The sequence below is a fragment of the Streptomyces sp. 1222.5 genome (genome assembly GCF_900105245.1).
Taxonomy (GTDB): domain Bacteria; phylum Actinomycetota; class Actinomycetes; order Streptomycetales; family Streptomycetaceae; genus Streptomyces; species Streptomyces albidocamelliae.
In genome coordinates this window covers 5,103,766-5,129,942 of sequence record NZ_FNSZ01000001.1, presented here as the reverse complement: position 1 = coordinate 5,129,942, position 26,177 = coordinate 5,103,766, and the positions used below count along the sequence as shown (strand labels likewise).

The following is a 26,177-nucleotide window of genomic DNA, read 5'->3' as shown; positions in this document are numbered from 1 at the left end:
CCTCTGGCCGGGCTCCGGGCGCAGCGACGCGCCCCGGGGCGTGGATCCCGGTGGTCGCCGTCCACCGCTCCGTGATCCGGCAGCGGACTCCCCCCGGGCGTGGGGGTGGACGACCGACCCCGCCGGTGCCGGCCGACACCCCCACCGGGCGCGCAACGCTCCACCGCGCGTCCCGACCAGCAAGGAACGACCATGGCGTCCAGCCTGACGAAGGACTCGGTCCGCCCGGGCACCCCCGGCTCCGAGAAGACCTTCTTCGGCCACCCCCGCGGACTGGCCACTCTCTTCATGACCGAGATGTGGGAGCGCTTCTCCTACTACGGCATGAGGGCCCTGCTCCCGCTGTACCTGGTCGCCCCGAGCGGCCTGCACCTGAACGCGGGCACGGCGACCGCGATCTACTCGGTGTACGTGTCGCTCGTGTACCTGCTCGCCCTTCCCGGCGGCTGGTTCGCGGACCGCGTCCTCGGTCCCCGCAAGACGGTGGCCGTCTCCGGTCTGATCATCATGCTCGGCCACCTGTGCCTGGCTCTGCCGGTCTCGGCCAGCTTCTTCGTGGGCCTCGGTCTCGTCGCCATCGGCTCGGGTCTGCTGAAGGCCAACATCTCCACGATGGTCGGCCACCTGTACAAGGGCGCCGACGACCCGCGCCGTGACGGTGGCTTCACGCTGTTCTACATCGGCATCAACCTGGGCGCCTTCGCCGCTCCGCTGGTCATCGGCACCGTCGGTGAGAACGTCAACTGGCACATCGGCTTCGCGCTGGCCGCGCTCGGCATGGCGCTGGGCCTCGCCCAGTACCTGCTCGGCGGCCGCCACCTGAGCGAGAAGTCCAGCGTCGTCCCGACGCCGCTGTCCGCCGCCGAGAAGGCCGCCACGCTGCGCAAGGGTCTGATCTGGCTGGGCATCGCCGCGGTCTTCTACGCCACCGTCGGCTTCTCCGGTCACTTCACGCTGAACTGGGCGCTGATCCCGCTCACCCTCATCGGTCTGATCGTCCCGATACTGGTGATCGCCCGTATCCGCCGGGACAAGGACCTGGACGCCGCCGAGAAGTCGAAGGTGTCGGCCTACGTCTGGTTCTTCGTGGCCGCGGCCGTCTTCTGGATGATCTACGACCAGGGTGGCTCGACCCTGTCGCTGTTCGCCGAGGGCAAGGCCGAGAACTCGGTCTTCGGCTGGGAGTTCCCGGTCTCCTGGTACCAGTCGGTCAACCCCGTCATGATCATGGCGCTGGCGCCGGTGTTCGCCTGGCTGTGGCTGTGGCTGAACCGCCGCGGCAAGGAGCCGAGCACGATCGTGAAGTTCTCGTCCGGCCTGGTGCTGGTCGGTGCGTCCTTCTTCCTCTTCCTCGCCCCGCTGTCGATCGCCGAGGGCGGTCACAAGGCCGCGGCGATGTGGCTGGTCGCGATCTACTTCGTGCAGACCGTCGGTGAGCTGACGCTGTCGCCGGTGGGTCTGTCGGTGACGACGAAGATGGCGCCGAAGAAGTACGCCTCGCAGATGATGGGCGTCTGGTTCCTCGCGGTCACCGCGGGCGACTCGATCACCGCGCTGCTGTCGAACCCGGCCGTCGGCGGGGTCAACCTCGACCGGATGGGCTTCGTCGGCCTGGAGGCCGCGCTCGCCGTGGTCGCCGGTTTCGCGGTCTGGATGTACCGCCGGAAGGTCAACGCCCTGATGGGCGACGTGCGCTGACCGCCCGGACCTGATCAGCGAAGGGCCGCCGCATCCCTGGGGATGCGGCGGCCCTTCGGCGTACGCGGCACCGGCGCGCCGGCCCCGCCCCGCAGGCGCGAGTGCCCTCGGCGAATCCGCCGACCGGGCCGCAACCGATCTCGACGGCCCACCACTGGTCATCCGTGTGCGCCCGCGCCGCGGCTAGCGGGTTCTGCGGCGGGGCATGAAGGTGAAGACCGCTGCGCCCAGCAGGATCGCCGTACCCGCGACCAGGCCCAGGGCCTTCAGTCCGCCGTGGTCGCTCGAACCGGTCTCGGCGAGACCGCCCGAACCGCTGTCGCCGCTGTCACCGCTGCCGCCGCCCGCGACACCGCCTCCCGAGGTCGACGTGCCGCCCGCGGCGCCGCCCGGCTGCTGGGCGGTGTCCAGGGTGAGCGAGACCTCCGTCTTCTTCGGCGTGCACGTGGTGGTCGTACCGAGCGCCTTGACCGTGAGGACACCCGGGGACAGGGTCGAGGTGCCGTCCGCGCCGGGCTTGTAGGTGCCGGTGAGGTCGGGTATCTCGATCGGGTCGCCGGACTTGATCGGGTTCGCGTTCGCCGGGCCCTCCACATGGACCGTCCCCTTGTCGGCCCCGCCCAGCACGACCTCCATGGACGGCTTCACGGAGTCCTTGGGGATGTCGGCGGGGCTGTCCATGACCGACTTCTTGAACTGCACGGTGAGGTCGTAGCTCCCGCCGTTCTTCCGGGCGTTGATCTGCACCGGCGAGGTCGCGTTCTTGTCGCCGATCGGGGTCTTGCAGGCGTACGGGATCTGCACCTCCTTGCCGGTGAAGTCGGTCTGCCCGGTGCCGCCGGTCGCCGTGGGCGTGGCGGTCGCGGTCTTCGTGGGCGTCGCCGACCCGGTCGGCGTGCTGGACCCGGTGGGCGTCGCCGTCGAGGTCCCGCCGCCGGTGACCTGGATCGTCGCCGCCTTCTGCACGGTCTCCTTCGGCGAGCACTTGGTGTCCGTGGACATCGCGTTCACCGTGTACGCGTCCGGGGTCAGCGTCACCTCGCCGGCCGTCGTCAGCTTCAGGCTGCCCTTCATGTCGGACAGCACCATGGAGCCGCCCTTGGGGATCGCCGGGTTCTCCCGCGGGCCCTGCATCGCGATGTCCGCGGTCTGCGCGCCGGCCGCCTTCAGCACACCGGACGGCTGGACCGAGTTCGCGGGCAGGTCGATGATGTCGGGGTTCTTCGAGGCGGCCTGGGCGAACTTCCACACGATGTCCACCGTGTCGCCGACCTTCGCGGTGGCGGGCGCGGTGATCTCGACCTTGGTGGTGCCGTCGACGGGGTCGATGCCCGCGGGCGGCACGCAGTGGGTGGCGAACGACACCTGCGCCGCCTGCGCGGGCACCGCCGCCAGGCCCAGCAGGACTCCCGCACCGCCCAGCACCAGCGCGGCGCCCGCCGCGGCCGGCCTGCGCGCACCGACCGGTGTGCCTCTCCTTCGCATGCTCACGTGGGTCCCTTCGTGGTGGGAGTCGTAGGACTCGTCGGGCTGTCGTCGTGCGGTGCGGAGAGCCGGCCGGCCGGGCCGCCCGGAACGGAGCCCGGGCCGAACCACGGCAGGGTCGGAGTCGTCGTGGGCGGTGCGGTCTCCCGCGCCCGGCCGCCCACGCCCGGAAGCCGCAGGGTGCCCGGCGGTCGCAGGGCGGGCCGGGACAGCCGCCGGTGGCGGTCACCGCCCGGGCGGCGCGGTCGTACCCGGTCCACCACGGCCATCCCGGCGCGGAACAGGGCGGCCGGGACGACCAGGCAGAGCAGCAGCCAGAACAGCGTCACGCCCCACGGGCGGCCCACGCCCCACGGCTGCTCGGCAAGGACCCGGCCGTCGTACTTCAGAGTCACCGTGTAGTCGCCGTACGCCCCGGCGGACAGCTCGACCGGCAGTTCGATCCGTGCCTTCTTCCCGGGTCCGAGGGTGCCGCGCCACTGCTGGTCGTCCCACTGCGGGGCGAAGACCCCGTGCGCGGTGCCGACCTGGAAGACCGGGTCCCGGATCGGGCTGGTGCCGGTGTTGCCGACGGTGAGGACCAGGGTGCGGCCCGGCGGGGCCCCGAACCAGGTCAGCAGCGAGCCGGAACCGGTCAGCCGGGTGTCGGACAGCACCGCGAGACGGCCGCCGGAACGCTGGGCGGGCAGCGGGGCGACGGGGTGTCCGGCGACCCGGAGGACCGCGTCCTCCTCGGCCGTCGTGCCGGTGACGGTGGCCACGTGGACCACGCAGGGGCAGGGCACGGGTGGTTCGGCGACGGGGAGTTTCCGGCGGAAGGCGCCCCGCGCGTCGGTGGTCACGGCCCGGCCGTCGCCGTTGGCGCAGGAGTTGGTGCCGCCGACGACGCCCCGGGACGGTGTGGCCCGCCCGCACACCAGCAGCATCAGCAGGGTGTGCGGGCGCCATCCGGTGCCCGTGACGGTGACCGAACCGCCGGTGCCGGCCTGCGACGCCGACAACTTCACGGCCGGCCCGTCGGCGGCGCTCACGGGCCCGGCGAGGGCCAGGACGAGCAGCGCCAGCACGGCCGCCCACACGGACAGCCGGATCATCCGTACGGTGCCGCTCACCTCACCGGTCCTCCCGTCGACTCGACGCCCTCGGGCACCTCTTCGTCCGCGCCGGAGCCACGGGCGCCGCCGGACGCCGGGCCGCCCCCGCCCCGGCCCGGCGCACGGCCGTCGGCGGCCGTACGGCTCCCCCGCCGCCGTACGACGAGCACCACGCCCGCGGCCAGCGCGGCGGCCGCTCCCGCCGGCACGGTCCACGGCACGAAGCGCGCGGACGCGGTCGCCGTGTCGTGCGCTCCGCCGGGGGCCGTGACCGTCAGCCGTACGTCGACGGAGTCGACCGCGGGCCGGTCCGGCCAGGGCTCGGTGAGCTTCAGGCGCGTGCCCGGGCGCAGGCGGACGGGCAGGTCGCGCGGCGGGCGGTCCAGAACCCGGCCGAGGACGCCGTCCGCGCGCACCGCGAGCCTCGGCACGAGGACGGTCGTACCGCGGTTGACCAGCTCGTAGGTGATCCGGTCGGCGCCCACGGACAGGTGCTCGACGGTCAGCGCGGCGAGCGCGGGGCCGGCGACGCGCAGCCGTAGCCGTACGGTCGCCGTCCGGCCGCCGGCATCACGGGCGACGACCGTGCCGGACAGGTCGCCGGGCTCGGCCCCGGCCGGGACGGTCACCGCGAAGGGCACGTCGGCGCGGGTACGGGCGGGGACGCGTACCCGCCCGTCCGCGAAGGCGGTCCGGACACCGGTGCCGGTCAGCCGTACGACGACGGGCGTCCGCCCGGGATTGGTGACGGACACCGTGTCCTGGAGTACGGCTCCGGGCGGCCCTTCCGCGTAGAGGAACGGCCGGCCGGCGCCCGCGGGCGCCACGGACCAGGTGCCGGCGGCGGCCCCGTGCACCGGGCCCAGCAGCGCGACCGGGCACAGGGCCGCGGACACGGCGGCCCGGTGCAGGCGGCGGCGCGGGGCGCGGGTGGCGGACGGCATGGGCGGCTCCGGCGGTCGTGGGCCGAGGGCAGGCGTGGGCCGGGCGGTCGGGGTCGGGGATTCAGCGGCGCGCGGCGGTCTGACCGCGACGGGTCAGCCACAGCGCGCCCGCCGCGCCGGCCAGGAGGACCGTTCCGCCCAGCGTGCCGAGCGCGACGGCCGAGTCGGCGGGGCCGGTCTGCGGGAGCTGTCCGCCGGAGGAGGAACCGCCCGAGGACGAGCCTCCCGAGGACGACGAGGAGGAGCCGCCGGAGGACGAGCCACCCGCCGCCGTGACGTCCAGGGTCAGCGACGGCTTCGGGCCGTTGGTCGGCGCGCAGGTCGTCGTCGTACCGAGCGCCTTGATCGTGAGCGTGGCCGCCGTGAAGGTGACCTTGCCGGTCTTCCTCGGCGTGTAGGTGCCGCTCAAGTCGCTGATCTTGATGGGGGTGTTGGCGGGGATGGCGGCCGCGTTGGCGGGGCCGCTGACCGCGAGCGTGCCGTTGTCCGCACCGCCCAGCCTGATGGTCGCGCTCGGGGTCATCGCCCCTTTGCCCAGCTCCACCGGGCTGGAGGAGACGCCCTTCTGCCAGGACATGGTGATCTTGTAGCCGCCGCCGCTCCGGACGCCCTTGATGTCGATGGGCGAGACGGCGCTCTTGACGCCGATCGGTGTCTGGCAGCGGTAGTTGACGTCGACGACGTCGGCGTGGGCGGCCGGTGCGGCCAGCAGCACCACCGAGCCGGCCAGGGCCGCGGCGGACGCGAGCGCGGCGGTTCGCTTCGGGTACGACACGATCGGTCCACCCCATTCATTCACGACGAGGCACCTGACGGCATATCAGATTCGGCCGTCAAGGTACGCCCGGGGTCGTGAGGAAGGAAGACGCGTCACAGGCCGGAGTTGTGGCGATCCGGCGCGCGCGGAGAGATGCCGGAGTGGAGACGGGGACCCGCGGGATGCGCCGGTGCCGCCCGCCCGAACACGCCGGACCCTCGCCGGGGGCTTCAGGTCGCAAGCTGGAACGAGTGCGGGCCGGCCCCACGTCTACGGGATACGTCGGGACGCGGGTGAGTCGACGCCTCGCCCAGGGGGCACTCCCAGACGCGGACCGGCGAGACCTCGACCACGGGGCGCCGGGAACGGGAGTGGCCGCCAGCCCTCGCACCGGGACGCGAACAGGCGGGCACGCAGGCAGGCGGCACTCGTCCACAGGGCGCGCCCGGGCCTGGGTGGACCGGCGCCCCGTCCACCTGGCATGCCGGTTCGCGGGCCGTCCGGGTCGCCGGACCGCGCCTACGCCGCTGTCAGGACGCGCCCGGCCGTGCCTACGCCGGAGCGCCCAGCTCCGCCCACACCGTCTTGCCGGGGCGGCCGGGGGCGCGGACGACACCCCAGTCCAGGCACAGCCGCTGCACGATGAACATGCCGTGGCCGCCGGGGCGGCCGGCACGGTGCGGAGTGCGCGGGGACGGCTGGCCGGTGCCGCGGTCGGAGACCTCCAGCCGGATGACCTTGTTGTCGCAGGCGAGGAACAGCTCGTCGGGGCCCTCGGCGTGCAGGCAGGCGTTCGTCACCAGCTCGGAGACGACGAGCAGCACGTCCTCGGCCGCGGCCCGCTGGTCGGCGGTGTCGGCGGGCAGCCAGCCCCACGCGTACAGCGCCTGGCGGGTGAAATCGCGGGCGAGCGGGACGACACCGCTCTCCCCCTCCAGGACGAGTCTGCGGACCTGCCGGCCCCGCGCCCCCGGGGTGCCACCGGACGGCACCGACGGCACGGACGGCGCGGCTGCCCCCGTGGCTGCGCCGACAGCCGGCGCATCCCCCTCGGACGCCCCGGAAGCGCCGCTCGGCTCCGGGCCGCGGTCGCCCGGCGAGTAAGGCCGGGTGGTGCTCATCAGCGCTTCACCTCACCGATTCACCAGTTCACAATTCATAAGCCCGGCACCACTGCGTGCCGGCCGGTCGATCCGTCGTACGCCCACCGTCCGTGCGACGTCCCTTGTCGGCCCGTCCGTCGCACACATGTCCCGTCCGGGATCGCCTTCCAGGTCGTCCACCGGTACCGGGTCGGTCGGTCCGGCGGCGGGCGGTCGGCAGGATGTCTCCTGCCTCCTCCTGCCCTCTCCTGCCCGACGGATCCGGCGGAACACCCCCGTCTTCGGCGTGACAGGCGCAACGTCACGAACGAGCGCCGTCCGGCAGGGCCGGGACACCCGCTCAGTCCGCGCCGTCGGCCAGGGCCGCCTCCAAGGAGTCGTGGACGCTGAAGACCGCCTCGGCCCCTGTGATCTCAAACACGCGTGCGACCACCGGCAGCATTCCCGCCAGGTGGACCCCACCTCCTGCGGCTTCCGCCTTCAGGCGCGCCCCGAGCAGGACGTTCAGCCCTGTGGAGTCGCAGAACTCCAGGCGTGAACAGTCGACCACAAGCCGCGAGAAGCCCTTGGCCAGAAGGTCGTCGAGGGGCTCACGCAAAAGATCGGCGGTGTGGTGGTCAAGCTCGCCGGCCGGTGTCACAACGGCGCTGGAGCCCTCTTCCCGCACCTCCACCAGAAGCCGGCCCGACTGTGCGCTGCCGACCGTCCCGTGGTCCATGCCGTCTCTCTCCCGAGGTCGTGGCTGCTGATGACCTCGAACATTACGCCTTCCATGCGGACTCCGACACCCGAACATCCGCACACAAACGGACATATATGGACAGAACGCACTTGCGACCGACTCGGGGAAGCGGGTAGGGCTAGTAAGGACACGTAGACCAACACGCCGGCTTCGGAGGCGCCGCACACCGCAGTGCACGTTCTGGCTTCGGCTGCCTTATGCCGAGAACGATGGAGGACACCCATGTCACCCCGGCTCGACGAATCGCATACCCCGCTCGCGACGTCGACACCCCCACCGGAACAACTGGATCATGCCATCGATCCTCTCGATCTCCTCGAGGGACTCCCGGAGATCCCTCGGTACGACGAGATCGGCCCGGTCGACGCGCGGGCCCTTTCCAAGACCCTCTTCGAGCGCCTCGAGTCGCTGGAGGAAGGGACGCACGAATATTCGTACGTCCGCAACACCCTCGTCGAGCTCAACCTCGCGCTGGTCAAGTTCGCCGCCTCCCGGTTCCGCTCCCGCAGCGAGCCGATGGAGGACATCATCCAGGTCGGCACCATCGGCCTGATCAAGGCGATCGACCGCTTCGAACTGTCGCGCGGTGTGGAGTTCCCCACCTTCGCGATGCCGACGATCATCGGCGAGATCAAGCGCTTCTTCCGGGACACCTCATGGTCCGTGCGCGTCCCGCGCCGGCTCCAGGAGCTGCGGCTCGACCTCGCCAAGGCCGGGGACGAGCTGGCGCAGAAGCTGGACCGCGCCCCCACGGTCGCGGAACTCGCCGAGCGCCTCGGCATCACCAACGACCAGGTCGTCGAGGGCATGGCCGCCTCGAACGCCTACACCGCCTCCTCGCTGGACGCCCAGCCCGAGGAGGACGAGACCGAGGGCGCCCTGGCGGACCGCATCGGCTACGAGGACCACGGTCTCGAGGGCATCGAGTACATCGAGTCCCTCAAGCCGCTGATCGCCGAACTCCCGTCGCGCGACCGGAAGATCCTCTCCCTGCGGTTCGTGGCGAACATGACCCAGTCGGAGATCGGCGAGGAACTCGGCATCTCCCAGATGCACGTCTCCCGGCTGCTGTCGCGCACGCTCGTGCGGCTGCGCAAGGCGCTGACCGTGGAGGAATGATCCCGGGGTACCTCCCCCGCCGCCGAAGCCCTGAAGCGGTCCGGCCGTCCGTGCCGGGCCGCTTCGGCGTGTGAGGCGGCCCACGTCTCCGGCTGGCCGGTACCCACCGTCCCAACCGTTATGCGGTTACCGTCGGAAACCTCTTTCCAGGGTCCGTCACCTCCACCACTATGGGGCCCCCTACCGGCTGGTACGCCGGGCCGGGGGCCGCAACGGCGCGGCCGCCCGGTGACGCGAGGAGGCGGAGCGATGGCTCAGGGGGACCGGGCCGAGGCGGGCGGGGGACACGAGGACGCGCCGGACGCACGGCTGACCGAACTGCTGCGCTCCCCCACGCCGACGGCGTACCCCGCGCTGCAGGAGCTCCGGCGGCGGCACCTCCCGGCGGTGCTGGGCTACGCCCGGCTGTGCGCCGCGAGCGAGTCGGCGGCCCGCAGGCTGGCGTCGGAGGCCTTCACCACGGCCGCCCGCGAGATGGCCCGCGGCATCGAGCCGACCCTCCCCCTGCGCCACCGGCTACTGCTGCTGACCGCCCAGGCCGCGGCCGGCTGGGCGCGCGACGAGCGCTCCACGGGCGTCGATCCGGGCCTGCTGCTGGTGCTGAACGCGGCCGGGCTGCCCGACGGCCCCGTCCCGCCCCTGCTGCCCGCCTTCCAGTCGCTGCCGTCCCGCACCCAGGGACTGCTCTGGTACGGCGTCCTGGAGGAGGAGAGCGAGGAGCGCACCGCCGCCCTCCTCGGGCTGAGCCGCTCCGACGTGGCCCACAGCGCCCCGCAGGCCCTCAAGGCCCTGGCCCAGGCCTGTCTGCGCCACCGCCTGGCCGCCTCCGACGACTCGCGCTGCCCGGACTTCCGCCGGCTCATCGAGGAGGCGGTACGGCCGGACGGTCCGCGCCGCAGCCCCGATCTGGCCGCCCACATGGCGCACTGCCCGCACTGCGCGGGCGCCCACGAGGACCTGCGGGCCCTGCGGGACTCCCCCCGGCAGACACTCGCGGAGGGCCTGCTGCCGTGGCGCGGAACGGCGTACGTCCGCGCGGAGGAGCCGGCGGGGGTGGCGGCAGCGCTCGCGGACGCCGCCGGTCCGAAGGCGTCCTGGCCGCCCCGGAACCGGGTCCTCCTGGCCTCGGCGGCCCTCGGTGTGGCCCTCACCCCGCTGCTGGTGTTCCTGCTCACCCCGGCGGACGGCTCCGGCCGGCAGCTGACGGCGGCGACGCCCGCGCCGCCCCCGGTCACGGTGACCGCGACGGTCTCGGTGAGCCCGAGCCGCTCGGCGGCCTCCCCGTCACCGTCCCCGTCGGCCACCTCCGCGTCACCGTCGCCGAGCCCGGCCACCCACCGTCCGACGCCGACCCCGTCCCCGCCGCACCGGCCGAAGCCCAGCCCGACTCCCCCGCCCACGCCGCCGGGCACCTCCCCCGCCCAGGTGGTCGACCTCGCCACGGGCCGCTGCCTGGACATCCGCGACGGCGATCTCTACAAAGGCAACGACGTGATCACCGCCGACTGCTCCGGCTCCCGCACCCAGCGCTGGCGCGTCGACCCCTACCTGGGCGTGGTCCGCTCGGCGGCCGACGACGACTTCTGCCTGGACAGCCGGGGCTCGGTGGAGCGGGGCGTCGGCATCTGGGAGTGCGACTCGGTGTACGGCGGGAACGGCGACAACCTGCGCTTCACCGTCGACGGCGACGGCACGATCCGCCCGGCCATCGCCATCGAGACGGCGGTGACCCCGTACGGCCGGTACGGGGTCACCCTGAGCACCCTGGACGGCAGCCGGGAACAGCGGTGGCGGGCCGGGGCCGCCTGACCGCCGGCGCCGGGGGGCCGGGGCCGGCCTGAACCCGGTCCCGGCCCGGGCGCTCAGGCCACCCGGACGCCGCGCCGCCACACCTCGCGGACCAGCGGGACGCCCGGCCGGTAGGCCAGGTGGACATGGCTCGGGGCGTCCAGGAAGGCCAGGTCGGCGTACGCGCCGGGGGTGAGGCGGCCGATGTCCGTGCGGCGCAGGGCGGCGGCGCCGCCCGCCGTCGCCGACCAGACCGCCTCGTCCGGGGTCATCCGCATGTCGCGCACGGCCAGCGCGATGCAGAAGGGCACGGAGGACGTGAAGGACGATCCCGGGTTGCAGTCCGTGGACAGGGCGACCGTGACCCCCGCGTCCAGCAGGCGGCGGGCGTCCGGCCACTCGGCGCGGGTGGAGAACTCGGCGCCGGGCAGCAGGGTCGCCACCGTGCGGCCGCTCGCGAGGGCGTCGACGTCCGCGTCCGTGAGGTGGGTGCAGTGGTCGGCGCTGGCCGCGTCCAGCTCGACGGCCAGCTGCACGCCGGGGCCGTAGGAGAGCTGGTTGGCGTGGACCCGCGGGTGCAGGCCCTTCGCCTTGCCCGCGGTGAGGATCGCGCGGGCCTGGTCGCCGTCGAAGGCGCCCTTCTCGCAGAACACGTCGATCCAGCGGGCGTGCGGCGCGCAGGCGTCCAGCATCTCCCCGGTGACCAGGGCGACGTAGGCCGCCGGGTCGTCGGCGTGGTCCGGGGAGACGATGTGGGCGCCGAGGTAGGTCACCTCGTCGGTGTGCCGCGCCGCGATGCGCAGGGCGCGGGCCTCGTCCTCGACGGTGAGGCCGTAGCCCGACTTGGTCTCGAAGGTGGTGGTGCCCTGGCGGAGCGCCTCGGCCAGGTAGTGGGTGAGGTTCGCCTCCAGTTCCGCGTCGCTCGCGGCACGGGTGGCCGCGACCGTGGTGCGGATGCCGCCCGCGGTGTAGGAGCGGCCGGACATGCGGGCGTTGAACTCCTGGGTGCGGTCGCCGGCGAAGACCAGGTGCGAGTGGGAGTCCACGAATCCCGGCAGCACCGCCCGGCCGGCCGCGTCGACCCGGTTGTCAGTGGCGGGTGCTTTGCTGGATTCACCGGTCCAGACGACGCGGTCGCCGTCGATGACGACGGCCGCGTCCTGGATCAGACCGAGGGGGGAACCGTCACCGAGGGAGGGGTCGTTGGTGACCAGCGTGGCGATGTTGGTGATGACGGTGCTGCTGCTCATGGTGTCCTCAGGGGTGGCCGGGTGGGGGTCGGCGGGATTCAGCCGCGAAGGGCTTCGACGGCGTCCGCCAGCGCGGACGGCACGTCCTGCACGAGGGCATGGACACCGTCTCGTACGACATGGCGGCCGCCCACGACGGTGTGGCGGACGTCCGCGGCCGACGCGGCGAATACGGCCGTCTCGGCGCCCAGTCGCGGCAGCGGTCCCGCCGTTCTGACGGAGTCGAGGGCCACGGTCGTGAAGTCGGCGAGCGCCCCCGCCTCCAGGGTGCCGGCGTCCGCCCAGCCCAGGGCCGCGTGACCGTCCGCCGAAGCCGCGCGCAGCAGGGCCGCGGCGGTCCAGTGGCCGCGGGTGCGGGTGCGCAGCCGCTCGTTCAGCTCCATCGCGCGCGCCTCTTCGAGCAGGTCGATGACGGCGTGGCTGTCGGAGCCGAGGGAGAGCGGGGAACCCGCCCGCTGCAGGGCGGCGGCCGGGCCGATGCCGTCGGCCAGGTCGCGCTCGGTCGTCGGGCACATGCAGGTGCCGGTGCCCGAGTCGCCGAGGAGGGCGATGTCCTCGTCGGTGAGATGGGTGTTGTGCACGCCGGTGGTACGCGGTCCGAGGACGCCGTGGTCGGCGAGCAGCCGGGTCGGGGTGCGGCCGTGCGCGGCGAGGCAGGCGTCGTTCTCGGCGGTCTGCTCCGACAGGTGCACATGCAGGGGTGCCCGCCGGTCCTCCGCCCACCGGGCCACGGTCGCCAGCTGCCCGGCGGGCACGGCCCGTACGGAGTGGACGGCCGCCCCGATCCGTGCGTGGTCCCGTTCCTCGAGAGCCGCACAGCGTTCGGCCCAGGCCTCCGCGCTGCCGTCGGAGAAGCGCAGCTGATGGCCGTTGGGCGGCTCGCCGAAGCCGGCGGACAGGTAGCAGGTGTCGAGGAGGGTGATGCGGATGCCGGCCTCGGCGGCGGCCGCGATCAGCGCCTCGCCCATGGCGTTGGGGTCGGCGTAGGGGGTGCCGCCGGGCGCGTGGTGCACGTAGTGGAACTCGCCGACGCAGGTGATGCCGGCCAGCGCCATCTCGGCGTACACCGCGCGGGCGAGGGCGTGGTAGGTGTCCGGGGTCAGGTGGTCGGCGACGGAGTACATCACCTCGCGCCAGGTCCAGAAGGTCCCGGAGCCGACCTGGACGGTGCCGCGCAGCGCCCGGTGGAAGGCGTGGGAGTGGGCGTTGGCCAGACCGGGCAGGGTCAGGCCGCGCAGGATCTCGGCGCCGGGCGGCGGGGTGGGCGTGCCGGTCCGGACGGCGGTGATCCGGCCGTCCGCGACGTCCACCGCGACGCCCGGCTCGACGTGGGTGTCGAGCCAGGCGTGCTCCAGCCAGTACGTCCGTGTCGTCACGTGCAGGCCAGCCCTTCCAGTACGTCGGCGAGTGCGCGCACCCCGGCCACGCAGTCGTCCTCGGCCGCGGACTCCGCCGGGGAGTGCGAGACACCGGTGGGGTTGCGTACGAACAGCATGGCGGTCGGGATGCTCCCGGAGAGGATTCCCGCGTCGTGTCCGGCGCCGGTCCCGAGGACGGGCACGGTCAGACCGGTGTCCTTGCCGAGGATGCGGCCGAGTTCGTCGCGCAGCGCGTGGTCGAACTCGACGACCGGCGTGAAGGACTCCCGGACGACGTCGAGGTCGATGCCGTGGGCGTCGGCGTACGAGCGGGCCGCCTTCTCGATCCCGCCGACGACCGTGTCCAGGGTCTCCTGGTCGGCGGCGCGGGAGTCGAGCCAGCCGCGCACCAGCGAGGGGATCGCGTTGACGCCGTTCGGTTCGACGGCGATCTTGCCGAAGGTGGCGACGGCACCGGCGAGTTCGGCCTCCCGGCGGGCGGCGAGGACGGTCTCGGCGTAGGACGGCATCGGGTCGCGGCGGTCGGCGAGCCGGGTGGTGCCGGCGTGGTTGGCCTCGCCCCGGAAGTCGAACCGCCAGCGGCCGTGCGGCCAGATGGCGCTGGCGATGCCCACCCGGTCGCCGGACAGGTCGAGTGCGCGGCCCTGTTCGACGTGCAGCTCGACGAAGGCGCCGATCCGGCCGAGCCGCTCGGGGTCGGGCCCGATGGCCTCGGGGTCGTATCCGGCGGCCTCCATGGCCCGCGGCAGCGTCACGCCGTCGCCGTCGGTGAGTCGGTGCGCGGCCTCGACCGTCAGCTGTCCGGCGGTGAGCCGGGAGCCGACGCAGGCGAGTCCGAAGCGCGCCCCCTCCTCGTCACCGAAGTTGACGATGGCGAGGGGCTTGGTGAACCGCGCGTTCCTGCCGCGCAGTTCGTCGAGGGCGGCGAAGGACGACACCACGCCGAGCGGTCCGTCGAAGGCACCGCCGTCGGGCACCGAGTCCAGGTGCGATCCGGTGACGACGGCGTCCCCGGCCGACGGGTCCCCGAGCCAGGCCCACTGGTTGCCGTTGCGGTCGACCTCGTAGCCGAGTCCGCGGGCCTCCGCCTGCTCCTTGAACCAGACCCGGCACTCGGCGTCGGCCCCGGTCCAGGCGTAGCGGCGGTAGCCGCCGGAGGCGGAGCTGCGGCCGATCGGCAGCAGCTCCGCCCACATGCTGTGGAAGGTCACGCCTGGTCACCCTCACGCATCGGCACCCGGACCCCCCGCTCGCCCGCGACGGACTCGGCGATGTCGTATCCGGCGTCCACGTGCCGGATGACGCCCATGCCGGGGTCGTTGGTGAGGACGCGCCGGATCTTCTCGCCGCCCAGCTTCGTGCCGTCGGCCACCGTCACCTGGCCGGCGTGGATGGAGCGGCCCATGCCGACACCGCCGCCGTGGTGGATGGAGACCCAGGAGGCGCCGGAGGCCACGTTGACCATGGCGTTGAGCAGCGGCCAGTCGGCGATCGCGTCGGAGCCGTCGAGCATGGCCTCGGTCTCGCGGTACGGGGAGGCGACGGAGCCGCAGTCGAGATGGTCGCGGCCGATGGCCAGCGGGGCCGCCAGCTCACCGGAGGCGACCATGTCGTTGAAGCGCTCGCCGGCCTTGTCGCGCTCGCCGTAGCCGAGCCAGCAGATACGGGCGGGCAGGCCCTGGAAGTGGACGCGCTCGCCGGCCATCTTGATCCAGCGGGCCAGGGACTCGTTCTCGGGGAACAGCTCCAAGAGCGCCTTGTCGGTCTTGGCGATGTCGGCCGCGTCGCCGGACAGGGCGGCCCAGCGGAAGGGGCCCTTGCCCTCGCAGAAGAGGGGGCGGATGTACGCGGGCACGAAGCCGGGGAAGGCGAAGGCGCGGTCGTATCCGGCCAGCTGGGCCTCGCCGCGGATGGAGTTGCCGTAGTCGAAGACCTCGGCGCCGGCGTCCATGAAGCCGACCATGGCCTCGACGTGCTTCGCCATGGACTCCCGGGCCCGGGTGGTGAAGCCGGCCGGGTCCTTTGCGGCGGCGTCGGCCATGTCCTCGAAGGCGACGCCGACGGGCAGGTAGGCCAGCGGGTCGTGGGCGGAGGTCTGGTCGGTGACGATGTCGATGGGGGCGTTCATCGCGAGCAGCTGCGGGACGAGCTCGGCCGCGTTGCCGAGGACGCCGATGGACAGCGGCTTGCGCTGGTCGCGGGCCTCGGTGGCGAGCTGGAGCGCGTGGTCGAGGCTGTCGGCCCTGACGTCGAGGTACCGATGCTCGATACGGCGCTCGATGGCGCGCGGGTCGCAGTCGATGCAGATCGCGACGCCGTCGTTCATCGTCACGGCGAGGGGCTGGGCGCCGCCCATGCCACCGAGGCCGGCGGTCAGGGTGATGGTGCCGGCCAGGGTGCCGTCGAACTTCTTCGCGGCGACGGCGGCGAAGGTCTCGTAGGTGCCCTGGAGGATGCCCTGGGTGCCGATGTAGATCCAGGAGCCGGCGGTCATCTGGCCGTACATGGTCAGACCGAGGGCCTCCAGGCGGCGGAACTCCTCCCAGTTGGCCCAGTCGCCGACGAGGTTGGAGTTGGCGATGAGGACGCGCGGGGCCCACTCGTGGGTCTGCATCACGCCGACCGGGCGGCCGGACTGGACCAGCATGGTCTCGTCCTGCTTGAGGGTGCGCAGGGTGCGGACCATCGCGTCGAAGGAGCGCCAGTCACGGGCGGCCTTGCCGGTGCCGCCGTAGACGACGAGCTTGTCGGGGTGCTCGGCGACCTCGGGGTCGAGGTTGTTCTGCAGCATCCGCAGGGCGGCTTCCTGCTGCCATCCCAGGGTGCTCAGTTCCGTGCCGCGCGGTGCTCGAACGGGGCGGGGTCCCGACATCGTCTGCCTCCTCTGTTCCTGCGTCTATTCACATCCTGACGTCCTGAATAGAACTAGTCAATACATCGGGGCGGCCCCGTCGGCGCGCGGGGAGTGTTTGGCTGGAAGCACCGGTATCCGAGACAGAACGGGGCAGCCGTGGAGCGGGAGATCCAGAGCGAGGCCGAAGAGCGTGCCGGCCGGCGGGACGAAGCGGTGCGGGCGGCGGTCGAGCGGGGGCTGCTCGGACCGGACGCGGCCGTGGTGGGACTGCTGGACGTCGCCGGCATCCGGGAGTCGGCGGCGGCGCTGCGCGCCGCGTTCGACGCGGTGTCGCCGCCCGGGACGCGCGTGCTGCACGCCTTCGCCGTGAAGGCCACCCCCCTGGTGCCGGTGCTGCGGCTGCTGCACGAGGCCGGCATCGGCGCCGAGGTGGCGAGCCCCGGGGAGCTGGCGCTGGCCAGGGCCGCCGGGGTGCCCGCCGAGCGGACGGTGCTGGACTCGCCCGCCAAGACCCCGGCGGAGCTGCGCGAGGCGCTGGCGCTGGGCATCGCCGTCAACGCCGACAACCCGCAGGAGCTGGCGCGGATCGACGCCCTGATGGGTTCGGCGCCCAGCCGGTCCCCGCTCGGTCTCCGGGTCAACCCGCAGATCGGCGGCGGCACGATCGGGGCGACGTCCACGGCCACGGAGACGTCCAAGTTCGGGGTGGCGCTGCGCGACGAGGGCGCGCGCGAGTGGGTCGTACGGGCGTACCTGGAGCGGCCCTGGCTGACCCGGCTGCACGCGCACACGGGCTCGCAGGGCATCCCGCTGTCCCTGATGGCGCGGGGCACGGCGGAGACCTTCGCGCTCGCGGAGGAGATCAACGCCCGCGCGGGACGGCACCAGATCGACACCCTCGACATCGGCGGCGGGCTGCCGGTGAACTTCGCCTCCGAGGCGGCGGCACCGACGTACGCGCGGTTCGCGCGGCTGCTGAGGGAGGAGGTGCCGGGGCTGTTCGACGGTCGCTACGCGCTGGTGACCGAGTTCGGGCGGTCACTGCTGGCCAAGCACGGGACGGTGGTGGCGCGGGTCGAGTACGCCAAGAGCGCGGGCGGCCGGCGGATCGCCGTGACGCACGCGGGCGTGCAGGTGGCGACGCGGACGGTGTACGCGCCGGGGGCCTGGCCGCTGCGGATCGCCGCGTACGACGCCAAGGGGCGCCCCAAGCCGGGTCCGGAGGTGGTGCAGGACGTGGCCGGGCCCGCCTGCTTCTCGGGCGACCTGCTGGCCGAGGGGCGGGCGCTGCCCCTCCTGGGGCAGGGCGACTACGCGGCGGCGCTCGATACCGGTGCGTACTACTTCGCGCACCACTACGCTTACAACTCCCTGGCCCGCCCGGGCATCTACGGTTTCGCGCCGGACAGATCGGGCGGCGTCGCCTTCGCGACCGTCCGGGAACCGCAGACTGTGCCGGAGGTCGTGGCGGAGTCCGGAGGGGCGCACGCGGCGGCACTCACCACCCTGGGGGCACCCGAGCGCCGTTGACACGTCCCGGCCGCCTTCGAAGAAATGGGCCAAGTGGCGTGAAACACACGTCAGTTGAACCACTCTAGTACGCCGGACGCACGTTCCACTGGAAAATGCCAAAGGCCTCACCTCCCGCACACACGTTGCGTAGTGTCTCTGTCACTCAGCCGGAGTCCCAGGCGGGAGGGGAGCCACGGTGCCCGGAATCGACGAGTGCCTGCTGGAAGCGATGCGGTTGCCGGGTGCCCGGGGAGCCGCGCTGGTGGACTGGACGAGCGGCCTCGCTCTCGGCACGGTCGGGGACGCCCCCGGCGGCGACCACGAGACGACCGCCGCCGAGGCCGCCGAACTGGCCCGGATGGCCGCGGAGCACGGTGCCTTCACCGTCGGCGAGGCCGACGGCGACCGCCCTCCCGTGGAGGACGTGATCGTCAGCAACCGCGACAGCTACCACCTGCTGCGGTTCGTGGACACGTCCTTCGACAGCAGCGTGTTCCTCCACCTGTGGCTCGGACGCGAGGACGGCAATCTCGCGCTCGCCCGCATACGCCTCGGTGAGATGGCTTCCCGGCTGGTGCTGGGATGACCATGGTCCGCACACCTCCGCCGCCCCTGCCGGTACGGGACAAGGCGGGCACCCGCGCCCTGTCGCCCATGCTGACCCGGCTCGCCGAGGAACGGGCCACCGGCGTCCTGTTCCGCGAGCACGGCACCCTGTACCTCGCCGAGGGGCGGGTCGTGCACGCCGAGAGCCCCCTCGCTCCCGGTCTCGACGTGCTCCTCACGGCCCACGGCACCCTCGCCACCACCGCCTGGCAGTGGGCGGCCCAGCGGTCCACCGGCCCCCTCCAGGCCGCCGAACTCCTCCTGGAGTCGGGCCTGCTGCCCGCCGGCGCGCTGGAACTGTGCCATCTGGACGCGGTGTACGACGCCGGGTACTTCGCCCTCGCTCCGAGCAGCACCCCGGGCCAGTTCCGCTACGACAACACGCCCCGGATCGGCCCGCTGCCCTCGGTCCCGGTCGTCGCGCTGGAGCGCGAGACGCTGCGCCGCCGGCTGCTGCTGCACCGGCTGTGGCCCGACCCGGCCGCGGACACCGCCCCCCTGATCCGCGCGGACCCGGCCACCGGCAGACCGGTCACCCCCCGGCAGCGGGCGGTCCTGGACCGCGTGGACGGCGTCCGCACGGCCGTCGTGATCGCCCGGAACCTGGGTCGGCAGGCCTTCCACACCCTCGTCGACGTGCGCCGGCTCGCGTCAGCCGGCCATGTCGCCCCGGAGGCGCTCGTGTTCCCGCAACCCGTACTGCCGCCCCCACCCCCGGTCACCGACCCCGACATCGCGCTGCTGAAGAGGCTCAGGGATGCGCTGGAGGCGCTTTGAACGGCACCGCCCCGCCGAGAGGAGAGAGCTGATGGTGTCCGACGAGGACCGTCAGACGGTCCTGGACGAGCTGCACCGGCTGCGCAACCGGGTGCCCCAGCTCACCGGCGCGCTCGCGGCCGGCGTCGACGGTCTCGTCGTCGCCCACGACACCCCCGGGGTCGACCCGGAGGGGCTGTCCGCGCTGACCGCCGCCTCGCTGGGCGTCGCCGTACGCGTCGCCGACGCCACCGGCCACGGCGGCTTCCGGGAGCTGCTGGTCCGTGGCGAACGCGGCTACGTCGCGACCTACGCGGCCGGCCGTACCGCCGTACTGACACTGCTCGCCCAGGACCGAGTGAACGTCGGCCGGCTCCACCTGGAGGGCCGCCGGTCCGGCGCCCGCATCGGAGAGCTGCTCGACGCCGTCGAGGCCGCGGCCCGGGCCGCGCGCCCGACCGGGCGTCCGCTGGGCGCCGTCAGCGGCGCACCCCCGGTCCGCCCCCGCCCGAACCGAACCCCCCGAACCACGAGCGCCGACGCGCGCACCGCAACCGACAGTTGAACACTCCGAGAGGAACCACCATGGCCAACACCGAGACCGCGCTGAAGGAAGCCCTCACCACCATCGAGGGCGCCACCGGCGTCGCACTCGTCGACTACACCAGCGGCATGGCGCTGGGCACCATGGGCGGCAGCAAGACCTTCGACCTGAACGTGGCCGCCGCCGGCAACACCGACGTGATCCGCGCCAAGATGCGCACGATGGAGATGCTCGGCCTCAAGGGCGACATCGAGGACATCCTCATCAGCCTCTCGGACCAGTACCACCTGATCCGCCTGCTCAAGAGCCGTGGCGGCAACGGCCTGTTCCTCTACCTGGTCCTGGAGGCGAACCGGGCCAACCTGGCGATGGCCCGGCACCAGCTGAAGAAGATCGAGGCCGAACTGGAGGTCTGAGCCCCCGGGTCAGGTCCTCGGGGCAGCCCCTCGGGACCGGACCCCGCACCCATACATCGCGTTCAGGTCCTCACACGAGGGCCGCGGTACGGCGGCGGGCCCCACCCGGGGCCGCGTCGCCTGCCGCGATGCCGGTACCCCGCAGGCCCTTCACGGACCTGCCCGCCGGACGGCCGCCCCACCGGTCCAGCCAGTCGACGCGCACCCACAGCAGCGTCTGTTCCGCCCGCTCCCGCCGGCCCAGCCAGGCCGCCTTCAGCCGCAGCCCGGTGCCGAACCCGGCCAGCAGCATGCCGCCGGCCGCGGGCACCACGAAGGAACCGCCGAGCGCGACGGCGCCGGCCAGCAGCAGCCACCAGCGGTGTCCCCGGCGCCAGTTGCGCACGGTCACCGCACGGTCCTGGAGCACGTCGTGCTTGCCCGCGCGGGACGCGCCGCGGGCGAGGGCGGTGTACCGGCCCCGGCGCACCAGCGGCACCATGGCTGCGCCGATCAGGAACAGCGCGGCACCGGCCGTCACCCCGATCCGGCGCCCGGTCACCCCGGGCACCAGCACGCCGACGCCCGCGGCGAACACCCCGAGCCACCACAGCGGCGCGGCCCCCGCCCGTACGACGACGGCCACCCGCGCCAGACCCTGCCCTCCGCGCGCCACGCCGGCCTCCCGTGTCACATCCGTGTCGGTCACCCTTACCGGCAGGGAAGGTAGTGGCAGAACGTGAGACGAGTCTGAGAACGCGCGCGCGGGTTCACTCCACGAACAGGCCCCGCGCCGCCGCGTTCGCGTCGAACTCCTCCAGGCGTGCCTGCGCGTCCGGCAGGTCGTCACAGAGCGCCTCCAGCAGCACCCGGCCGAGCAGCATCGGCGCGCACGCCGTGTCGAAGGCGAGCCCGGTGCCGACGGCGGCGGGGAGCAGCAGGTCGGAGTGCCTCGCGACCGGCGCGAACGCCGAGTCGGCGACCGTGACGACGGTCAGGCCGGCGTCCCTGGCGTGGGCGAGGGTGTCGACGACCTCGCGCGGGTGCCGGGGCAGCGCGAAGCACAGCAGGGCCGAGGCACCCGCGCGGACGGCCGCGTCGATACGGTCGTGGATCATCGTGCCGCCCTCGTTGAGCAGCCGGACGTCCGGGTGCACCTTGGCGGCGAAGTAGGCGAAGCCGTAGGCCTGGGAGGCGGCGGCACGCAGGCCGAGCACCGGCAGCGGACGGGAGGCGGCCAGGATCCGGCCGGCCCGCTGCACCGGCCGGGGGTCGGCGAGCAGGTCGGCGAGGTGCCTGAGGTTCTCGATCTCGGCCTCGACGGCCTGCTGGTACTCGTTGTAGGAGCCGGCCTCGGCGGCCGGTTCGGCGGGCACGACCTCGCGCAGGTGCTTGCGCAGCGCCGGGTAGCCGTCGAAGCCGAGCGCGACCGCGAACCGGGTCACCGACGGCTGGCTGACGCCCGCCAGCTCGGCCAGCTCCACGCTGGAGAGGAAGGGCACGTCGGAGGCGCGCCGGACCATGCTGTGCGCGATGCGGCGCTGGGTCGGGGTGAGCCGGTGCCCCTCGAAGAGCGCCTGGAGCCGGCTGGCCGGGCTGTCCGCCGCGCCGGACGTCATGCCGGACGCCCCGGTCGTACCGCTGTCCACGCTCATGCCGCGCTCCCCCTCCAGATGCCCCGGAACCGGCTTCGCCTCTCGCCGTCCCGGGAGAGTACAGCGTGGCCGTACGCGGCGGGGGCGGACGGAGTCCGCGGAGCACCGAGCGGCACATCCACGACGACGCGAGACGGCATCGGCCTCGTCCTCCCCTCGCACCCGGGTTCGACTACGACTACCTATTCACCTACCAAGTACTCTGCATGACCCTATACAGCCGGAACAAGGGGATCCCCCGACCGGACCCGGCCCGTGCGCGTCCGCGCGGAGGCCGGCCCCCGGCCGGAGCGGGGGGCTAGCCCCAGTGCGGCCGCCCCGGCCGCTCCCTAGGGTGGACGCCATGAGCGCATCGGACCCCCGGGACGTCGGCCTCAGGGACGACCCCGACCTGAAGAAGGACCTCGACGCCACCGTGCGGGCACGCAGGGACCTGGGCGACGACTACGACTCCGCGCTCGTGGACTCCTTCCTGGAGCGTGTCGAGCAGCGGATCGACGACGTGGTGGACCGCCGGGCGCGGCGGCACCTCGCCGAGCAGCAGATGGCGGCCGCGCGCGGCACCCGGCGGCCCCGGCCGGCCGACTCCTGGGCCGAGCGGTACGGCTTCGCCCTCATCACACTGGTGCTGGCGATCCCGCTGTCCGCCATCGCCGGCGGCCTCGCCGGGCTGTCCGGGATGGTGGTCGCCTGGATCGGCATCGTCGGTGTCAACGCGGTGCAGGCCGTACGCGTCAACCCGGAGCTGTTCGCCGGCCGGCGCGGGGACCGGTCCGCCGGGGACCGCTGAACGGGACCGCTCCGCCGGGCCGTTCACGCCTGCCGGGTCGGCAGCACCACGATCTGGCGGAGGTTGACGTGCCGGGGCCGGCTGGTGACGTAGGCGACGACGTCCGCGACCTCGGCCGCCGCGAGCCCGCCGATCGCGTCGAACATGCCGTCCAGCTGCCCGGCCAGCTCCGCGCTGTCGACGTGCGTCTTCAGCTCGGTGTCCGTCAGCCCCGGCTCGATGTTGGTGACCCGGACGTCCCGCGGTCCGAACTCGGTGCGCAGCGACTGCGACAGGTACGTGACGGCCGCCTTGGTCGCCCCGTACACCGCGTAGTCCGGGAAGGGCACGTGGGCGCCGATCGACGAGACGTTCACCAGGTCGGCGGTGCGGCCCTCGGCAGCGGCCGCCACCAGGTCGGCGGTGAAGGCCCGGATGATCCGCAGCACCCCGGTGACATTGGTGTCGAGCATCCGCTGCCACTCGTCGAGCCGGCCCGCGCCGACCGGGTTCGGCAGCATGACACCGGCGTTGTTGACGACGAGGTCGACGGCCCCGAACGTCTCGTGGACCAGTTCCCGGGCGGCCTCGACGGACGCGTCGTCGGTGACGTCGGCGGTCACGGCCAGCGCCCGGCCGCCGTCCGCCCGGATCTTCTCCACCACGGCGTCCAGCCGGTCAGCGCGCCGGGCCAGCAGCGCCACCCGGGCGCCCTGGGCGGCGAGCTGGAGCGCGACGGCCTCGCCGATGCCGCTGGCGGCCCCGGTGACGACGGCGGTACGGCCGGACAGGTTCTCGTACGACATGGGTGTTCCCCCTGGATCACCTCGCCGGGGCGTCTCCCCGGCGGCTGACACCACCCTCGCCGCATCCGGCGGCCGTACCCAGGGATGCGCTTTTCCTGGGTCTGGCAGTACCAGGTTCGCGGGCCGCCGCTGCCCTACGATCGAGGGCATGAACGGGGAATGGCGAGAAGGGGAGGTCGGCGACTTCCTGCGCTCGCGCCGCGCCCGCATCCAGCCCGAAGAGGTGGGGCTGCCCGCGCACGGGCGGCGCCGGGTGCCGGGCCTGCGCCGCGAGGAGGTGGCCCAGCTCGCCGGGGTGAGCGTGGACTACTACATCCGGCTGGAACAGGGCCGGGGGCAGAGCGTCAGCGACGCCGTCCTGGACGCGATCGCGCGGGTCCTGCGGCTGGACGAGACCGAGCACGCCCACCTGCGGACGGTCGCCCGGCCGCCCCGCCGCCCCCGCGAGCGGCAGGCACCCGGGTCCCGCGTCCGCCCCGGCATCCGCAGACTGCTGGACGGCATGGAGCGCAGCCCGGCGTTCGTCCTGGGCCGCCGCATGGACGTCCTGGCGTGGAACGCGCTCGCCGACGCGGTGAGCGGCTTCAGCCGTGCGGCGCCGGCCGTGCCGAACGTCCCCCGGCAGGTCTTCCTCGACCCCGCGGGCCGGGACCTCTACCCCGAGTGGGCCGCGGTGGCCGCCCAGACCGTCGCCCACCTGCGGCTGAACGCGGGCCGGTACGCCGACGACACCGAGCTGTGCGCGCTGGTCGGCGAACTGTCACTGAAGAGCGAGGACTTCCGCCGGCTGTGGGCGGACCACGAGGTCGCGGAGTGCGCGTACGGCGTGAAGAAGGTACGGCACCCCGTGGCAGGCCTGCTGACCCTGCCGTACGAGACGCTGACGGTCCCCGCGGAACCGGAGCAGACGATCGTCGTCTACACGCCGGAGCCGGGCTCGGAGACCGCCGAGCGCCTCGCCCTGCTGGCCAGCTGGGAGTCGAGCACCGCCCGCTGAGCGGTGCCCGGCGCCCGGTCCCGGCTCACTCCACCGTCACGGACTTCGCCAGGTTGCGCGGCTGGTCCACCTCGTTGCCGCGGGCGGTGGCCAGTTCGCACGCGAACACCTGCAGCGGCACCGTGGCCACCAGCGGCTGGAGCAGGGTCGGCGTGGCCGGGATGCGGATCAGGTGGTCGGCGTACGGGACCACCGCCTCGTCGCCCTCCTCCGCGATCACGATCGTGCGCGCTCCCCGCGCCCGGATCTCCTGGATGTTGGAGACGATCTTGTCGTGCAGGACGGACCGGCCGCGCGGCGACGGCACGACCACCACCACCGGCAGGTCCTCCTCGATCAGCGCGATCGGCCCGTGCTTCAGCTCGCCCGCCGCGAAGCCCTCGGCGTGCATGTAGGCCAGTTCCTTGAGCTTCAGGGCGCCTTCGAGGGCGACCGGGTAGCCCACGTGCCGGCCCAGGAACAGCACCGTGTTCTTCGTGGACAGCGTGCGGGCGAGGGCCCGTACCGGCTCCATCGTCTCCAGGACCCGCTCGACGTCCTCGGAGATCCGCGACAGGTCCCTGATGACGGCCTGGATCTCGTCGCCCCACTTGGTGCCGCGCACCTGGCCGAGGTACAGGGCGACCAGGTAGCAGGCCACCAGCTGGGTCATGAACGCCTTGGTGGAGGCGACGGCGACCTCCGGGCCGGCGTGCGTGTACAGCACCGCGTCCGACTCGCGCGGGATCGTCGAGCCGTTGGTGTTGCAGATCGCCAGCACCTTGGAGCCCTGCTCGCGGGCGTGCCGCAGCGCCATCAGGGTGTCCATGGTCTCGCCGGACTGGGAGATGGCGATCACCAGCGACTGCCCGTCCAGGATCGGGTCCCGGTACCGGAACTCGCTGGCCAGCTCCACCTCGCACGGGATGCGCGTCCAGTGCTCGATGGCGTACTTGGCGATCAGGCCGGCGTGGAAGGCCGTACCGCAGGCGACGATCACGACCTTGTCGAGCTCACGCAGCTCGGAGGGACTGATCCGCACCTCGTCCAGGGTCAGCGAGCCGGACGGGTCGATCCGCCCGAGCAGGGTGTCGGCGACCGCCTTGGGCTGCTCGGCGATCTCCTTCAGCATGAAGTAGTCGTAGCCGCCCTTCTCCGCGGCGGAGGCGTCCCAGTCCACGTGGTACGAGTGGGTCTCGGCCGGACGGCCGTCGAAACCCGTCACCGTCACGCCGTCGCGGCGCAGCTCCACCACCTGGTCCTGGCCCAGCTCGATCGCGGACCGCGTGTGCGCGATGAACGCGGCGACGTCGGAGGCCAGGAACGCCTCGCCCTCGCCGACGCCCACCACGAGAGGGGAGTTCCGCCGCGCGCCGACGACCACGTCCGGCTCGTCGGCGTGCACCGCGACCAGGGTGAACGCGCCCTCCAGCCGGCGGCACACCAGCCGCATCGCCTCCGCCAGGTCGGCGGCCCCGGAGAACTCCTCGGCCAGCAGGTGGGCGACCACCTCGGTGTCCGTCTCGGAGGTCAGCTCGTGGCCCCGCTCGGCCAGTTCCGCCCGCAGCACCGCGAAGTTCTCGATGATGCCGTTGTGCACCACGGCGACCCGGCCCGCGTTGTCCAGGTGCGGATGCGCGTTCGCGTCCGTCGGACCGCCGTGCGTGGCCCAGCGCGTGTGGCCGAGGCCCGTGGAGCCGGTCGGCAGCGGCCGTTCGACCAGTTCCTTCTCCAGGTTGACCAGCTTCCCGGCCTTCTTCGCCGCGGCCAGACCGCCGTCCGCGAGCACGGCGACACCCGCCGAGTCGTACCCCCGGTACTCCAGCCGCTTCAGCCCGGCCATCACGACATCGAGCGCCGACTGCGACCCTACGTATCCCACGATTCCGCACATGTGCCGCAGCCTACGACCCGCGATCGTTCCGAACAGGCCTCTCCCTGCCCG

At 73.3% G+C, this 26,177-nt stretch carries 24 protein-coding genes; 10 read left to right on the top strand and 14 right to left on the bottom strand.

What is annotated here, in order from left to right; translation table 11 throughout:
• Positions 1 to 192 precede the first annotated feature (192 nt).
• Positions 193 to 1,698 (top strand): oligopeptide:H+ symporter, encoded by a 1,506-nt coding sequence (locus BLW57_RS23225; RefSeq protein ID WP_093477098.1) that lies wholly within the window; start codon positions 193 to 195, stop codon positions 1,696 to 1,698.
• A gap of 183 nt (positions 1,699 to 1,881) precedes the next feature.
• Here BLW57_RS23225 and BLW57_RS23220 read toward each other — a convergent pair whose 3' ends face one another.
• The 6 genes from BLW57_RS23220 to BLW57_RS23195 all read right to left on the bottom strand — a co-directional run bounded on the left by BLW57_RS23220 (position 1,882) and on the right by BLW57_RS23195 (position 7,799).
• The gene (locus BLW57_RS23220; protein ID WP_256339839.1) at positions 1,882 to 3,183 is read right to left on the bottom strand and encodes a hypothetical protein; all 1,302 of its coding nucleotides are present in this window, start codon (positions 3,181 to 3,183) and stop codon (positions 1,882 to 1,884) included.
• Between the two features lie 2 nt (positions 3,184 to 3,185).
• Positions 3,186 to 4,277 carry a hypothetical protein gene (locus BLW57_RS23215; RefSeq protein WP_093480833.1) on the bottom strand — a complete coding sequence of 364 codons (1,092 nt, stop codon included), beginning with the start codon at positions 4,275 to 4,277 and terminating at the stop codon, positions 3,186 to 3,188.
• A gap of 14 nt (positions 4,278 to 4,291) precedes the next feature.
• Entirely contained in the window at positions 4,292 to 5,221 is a 930-nt protein-coding gene (locus BLW57_RS23210; RefSeq protein ID WP_176985691.1) for a COG1470 family protein, read from the bottom strand.
• A gap of 61 nt (positions 5,222 to 5,282) precedes the next feature.
• Complete coding sequence (locus BLW57_RS23205; protein WP_093477095.1) at positions 5,283 to 5,996, bottom strand: LPXTG cell wall anchor domain-containing protein; 714 nt, start codon at positions 5,994 to 5,996, stop codon at positions 5,283 to 5,285.
• Between the two features lie 533 nt (positions 5,997 to 6,529).
• Positions 6,530 to 7,099: an ATP-binding protein gene (locus tag BLW57_RS23200; protein WP_093477093.1), complete on the bottom strand. Its 570-nt coding sequence runs from the start codon at positions 7,097 to 7,099 to the stop codon at positions 6,530 to 6,532.
• A 322-nt stretch (positions 7,100 to 7,421) separates the two neighbouring features.
• Positions 7,422 to 7,799: an STAS domain-containing protein gene (locus tag BLW57_RS23195; protein WP_093477090.1), complete on the bottom strand. Its 378-nt coding sequence runs from the start codon at positions 7,797 to 7,799 to the stop codon at positions 7,422 to 7,424.
• 246 nt (positions 7,800 to 8,045) lie between these two features.
• On the opposite strand from BLW57_RS23195, the gene BLW57_RS23190 reads away from it, so the two are divergent.
• The gene (locus tag BLW57_RS23190; RefSeq protein ID WP_093477088.1) at positions 8,046 to 8,942 is read left to right on the top strand and encodes an RNA polymerase sigma factor SigF; all 897 of its coding nucleotides are present in this window, start codon (positions 8,046 to 8,048) and stop codon (positions 8,940 to 8,942) included.
• A gap of 249 nt (positions 8,943 to 9,191) precedes the next feature.
• Complete coding sequence (locus BLW57_RS23185) at positions 9,192 to 10,751, top strand: RICIN domain-containing protein (protein WP_093477085.1); 1,560 nt, start codon at positions 9,192 to 9,194, stop codon at positions 10,749 to 10,751.
• A gap of 53 nt (positions 10,752 to 10,804) precedes the next feature.
• Here BLW57_RS23185 and hutI read toward each other — a convergent pair whose 3' ends face one another.
• From hutI to hutU, 4 genes are read right to left on the bottom strand one after another with little or no spacing between them, the layout of a single operon-like run.
• Entirely contained in the window at positions 10,805 to 11,980 is a 1,176-nt protein-coding gene (hutI, locus tag BLW57_RS23180; RefSeq protein ID WP_093477084.1) for an imidazolonepropionase, read from the bottom strand.
• A 38-nt stretch (positions 11,981 to 12,018) separates the two neighbouring features.
• Complete coding sequence (locus tag BLW57_RS23175) at positions 12,019 to 13,356, bottom strand: formimidoylglutamate deiminase (RefSeq protein ID WP_093477081.1); 1,338 nt, start codon at positions 13,354 to 13,356, stop codon at positions 12,019 to 12,021.
• A complete protein-coding gene (locus BLW57_RS23170) occupies positions 13,353 to 14,570 on the bottom strand; it encodes an allantoate amidohydrolase (RefSeq protein WP_093477079.1) in 1,218 nt (405 codons plus the stop codon). Before BLW57_RS23170 ends, BLW57_RS23175 begins: the two co-directional genes overlap by 4 nt.
• Positions 14,567 to 16,231 carry a urocanate hydratase gene (hutU, locus tag BLW57_RS23165; RefSeq protein ID WP_093477076.1) on the bottom strand — a complete coding sequence of 555 codons (1,665 nt, stop codon included), beginning with the start codon at positions 16,229 to 16,231 and terminating at the stop codon, positions 14,567 to 14,569. Before hutU ends, BLW57_RS23170 begins: the two co-directional genes overlap by 4 nt.
• A gap of 138 nt (positions 16,232 to 16,369) precedes the next feature.
• Here hutU and BLW57_RS23160 point away from each other — a divergent pair, with 138 nt between their 5' ends.
• The 5 genes from BLW57_RS23160 (at position 16,370) to BLW57_RS23140 (ending at position 20,047) form a co-directional block, all read left to right on the top strand.
• Entirely contained in the window at positions 16,370 to 17,743 is a 1,374-nt protein-coding gene (locus tag BLW57_RS23160) for a type III PLP-dependent enzyme domain-containing protein (RefSeq protein ID WP_093477074.1), read from the top strand.
• A gap of 178 nt (positions 17,744 to 17,921) precedes the next feature.
• Positions 17,922 to 18,311 carry a hypothetical protein gene (locus BLW57_RS23155; protein ID WP_073901407.1) on the top strand — a complete coding sequence of 130 codons (390 nt, stop codon included), beginning with the start codon at positions 17,922 to 17,924 and terminating at the stop codon, positions 18,309 to 18,311.
• Positions 18,308 to 19,108 carry a hypothetical protein gene (locus BLW57_RS23150; protein ID WP_093477071.1) on the top strand — a complete coding sequence of 267 codons (801 nt, stop codon included), beginning with the start codon at positions 18,308 to 18,310 and terminating at the stop codon, positions 19,106 to 19,108. The genes BLW57_RS23155 and BLW57_RS23150 overlap by 4 nt, the downstream gene beginning before the upstream one ends.
• Before the next feature lie 31 nt (positions 19,109 to 19,139).
• Entirely contained in the window at positions 19,140 to 19,652 is a 513-nt protein-coding gene (locus tag BLW57_RS23145) for a roadblock/LC7 domain-containing protein (protein WP_093477069.1), read from the top strand.
• 20 nt (positions 19,653 to 19,672) lie between these two features.
• Positions 19,673 to 20,047, top strand: a complete 375-nt coding sequence (locus BLW57_RS23140) for a roadblock/LC7 domain-containing protein (protein ID WP_073901413.1) — start codon at positions 19,673 to 19,675, stop codon at positions 20,045 to 20,047.
• A 70-nt stretch (positions 20,048 to 20,117) separates the two neighbouring features.
• Here the strand turns inward: BLW57_RS23140 and BLW57_RS23135 are convergent, their stop codons facing one another.
• Together BLW57_RS23135 and BLW57_RS23130 are read right to left on the bottom strand one after the other, a co-directional pair.
• Complete coding sequence (locus tag BLW57_RS23135; protein ID WP_176985690.1) at positions 20,118 to 20,702, bottom strand: hypothetical protein; 585 nt, start codon at positions 20,700 to 20,702, stop codon at positions 20,118 to 20,120.
• 94 nt (positions 20,703 to 20,796) lie between these two features.
• A complete protein-coding gene (locus BLW57_RS23130; protein WP_371127806.1) occupies positions 20,797 to 21,681 on the bottom strand; it encodes a MurR/RpiR family transcriptional regulator in 885 nt (294 codons plus the stop codon).
• 343 nt (positions 21,682 to 22,024) lie between these two features.
• Between BLW57_RS23130 and BLW57_RS23125 the strand changes: the two genes are divergently transcribed.
• Positions 22,025 to 22,471 carry a hypothetical protein gene (locus tag BLW57_RS23125; RefSeq protein WP_093477066.1) on the top strand — a complete coding sequence of 149 codons (447 nt, stop codon included), beginning with the start codon at positions 22,025 to 22,027 and terminating at the stop codon, positions 22,469 to 22,471.
• 23 nt (positions 22,472 to 22,494) lie between these two features.
• On the opposite strand, the gene BLW57_RS23120 is transcribed toward BLW57_RS23125, so the two are convergent.
• Positions 22,495 to 23,256, bottom strand: a complete 762-nt coding sequence (locus BLW57_RS23120; RefSeq protein ID WP_093477063.1) for an SDR family oxidoreductase — start codon at positions 23,254 to 23,256, stop codon at positions 22,495 to 22,497.
• A 148-nt stretch (positions 23,257 to 23,404) separates the two neighbouring features.
• Between BLW57_RS23120 and BLW57_RS23115 the strand changes: the two genes are divergently transcribed.
• On the top strand, positions 23,405 to 24,253 hold the full coding sequence (locus BLW57_RS23115; protein ID WP_093477062.1) for a helix-turn-helix transcriptional regulator: 849 nt from the start codon (positions 23,405 to 23,407) through the stop codon (positions 24,251 to 24,253).
• A 25-nt stretch (positions 24,254 to 24,278) separates the two neighbouring features.
• Here BLW57_RS23115 and glmS read toward each other — a convergent pair whose 3' ends face one another.
• The gene (gene glmS / locus BLW57_RS23110) at positions 24,279 to 26,126 is read right to left on the bottom strand and encodes a glutamine--fructose-6-phosphate transaminase (isomerizing) (protein ID WP_093477059.1); all 1,848 of its coding nucleotides are present in this window, start codon (positions 26,124 to 26,126) and stop codon (positions 24,279 to 24,281) included.
• Positions 26,127 to 26,177 lie beyond the last annotated feature (51 nt).

Bases quoted from the DNA above. Each gene is read 5' to 3' on its own strand.
- BLW57_RS23225 (WP_093477098.1), top strand. From the start codon at position 193: ATGGCGTCCAGCCTGACGAAGGACTCGGTCCGCCCGGGCACCCCCGGC.
- BLW57_RS23220 (WP_256339839.1), bottom strand. From the start codon at position 3,183: ATGCGAAGGAGAGGCACACCGGTCGGTGCGCGCAGGCCGGCCGCGGCG.
- BLW57_RS23215 (WP_093480833.1), bottom strand. From the start codon at position 4,277: ATGATCCGGCTGTCCGTGTGGGCGGCCGTGCTGGCGCTGCTCGTCCTG.
- BLW57_RS23210 (WP_176985691.1), bottom strand. From the start codon at position 5,221: ATGCCGTCCGCCACCCGCGCCCCGCGCCGCCGCCTGCACCGGGCCGCC.
- BLW57_RS23200 (WP_093477093.1), bottom strand. From the start codon at position 7,099: ATGAGCACCACCCGGCCTTACTCGCCGGGCGACCGCGGCCCGGAGCCG.
- BLW57_RS23195 (WP_093477090.1), bottom strand. From the start codon at position 7,799: ATGGACCACGGGACGGTCGGCAGCGCACAGTCGGGCCGGCTTCTGGTG.
- BLW57_RS23190 (WP_093477088.1), top strand. From the start codon at position 8,046: ATGTCACCCCGGCTCGACGAATCGCATACCCCGCTCGCGACGTCGACA.
- BLW57_RS23185 (WP_093477085.1), top strand. From the start codon at position 9,192: ATGGCTCAGGGGGACCGGGCCGAGGCGGGCGGGGGACACGAGGACGCG.
- hutI (WP_093477084.1), bottom strand. From the start codon at position 11,980: ATGAGCAGCAGCACCGTCATCACCAACATCGCCACGCTGGTCACCAAC.
- hutU (WP_093477076.1), bottom strand. From the start codon at position 16,231: ATGTCGGGACCCCGCCCCGTTCGAGCACCGCGCGGCACGGAACTGAGC.
- BLW57_RS23150 (WP_093477071.1), top strand. From the start codon at position 18,308: ATGACCATGGTCCGCACACCTCCGCCGCCCCTGCCGGTACGGGACAAG.
- BLW57_RS23145 (WP_093477069.1), top strand. From the start codon at position 19,140: ATGGTGTCCGACGAGGACCGTCAGACGGTCCTGGACGAGCTGCACCGG.
- BLW57_RS23140 (WP_073901413.1), top strand. From the start codon at position 19,673: ATGGCCAACACCGAGACCGCGCTGAAGGAAGCCCTCACCACCATCGAG.
- BLW57_RS23130 (WP_371127806.1), bottom strand. From the start codon at position 21,681: ATGAGCGTGGACAGCGGTACGACCGGGGCGTCCGGCATGACGTCCGGC.
- BLW57_RS23125 (WP_093477066.1), top strand. From the start codon at position 22,025: ATGAGCGCATCGGACCCCCGGGACGTCGGCCTCAGGGACGACCCCGAC.
- BLW57_RS23120 (WP_093477063.1), bottom strand. From the start codon at position 23,256: ATGTCGTACGAGAACCTGTCCGGCCGTACCGCCGTCGTCACCGGGGCC.
- BLW57_RS23115 (WP_093477062.1), top strand. From the start codon at position 23,405: ATGAACGGGGAATGGCGAGAAGGGGAGGTCGGCGACTTCCTGCGCTCG.
- glmS (WP_093477059.1), bottom strand. From the start codon at position 26,126: ATGTGCGGAATCGTGGGATACGTAGGGTCGCAGTCGGCGCTCGATGTC.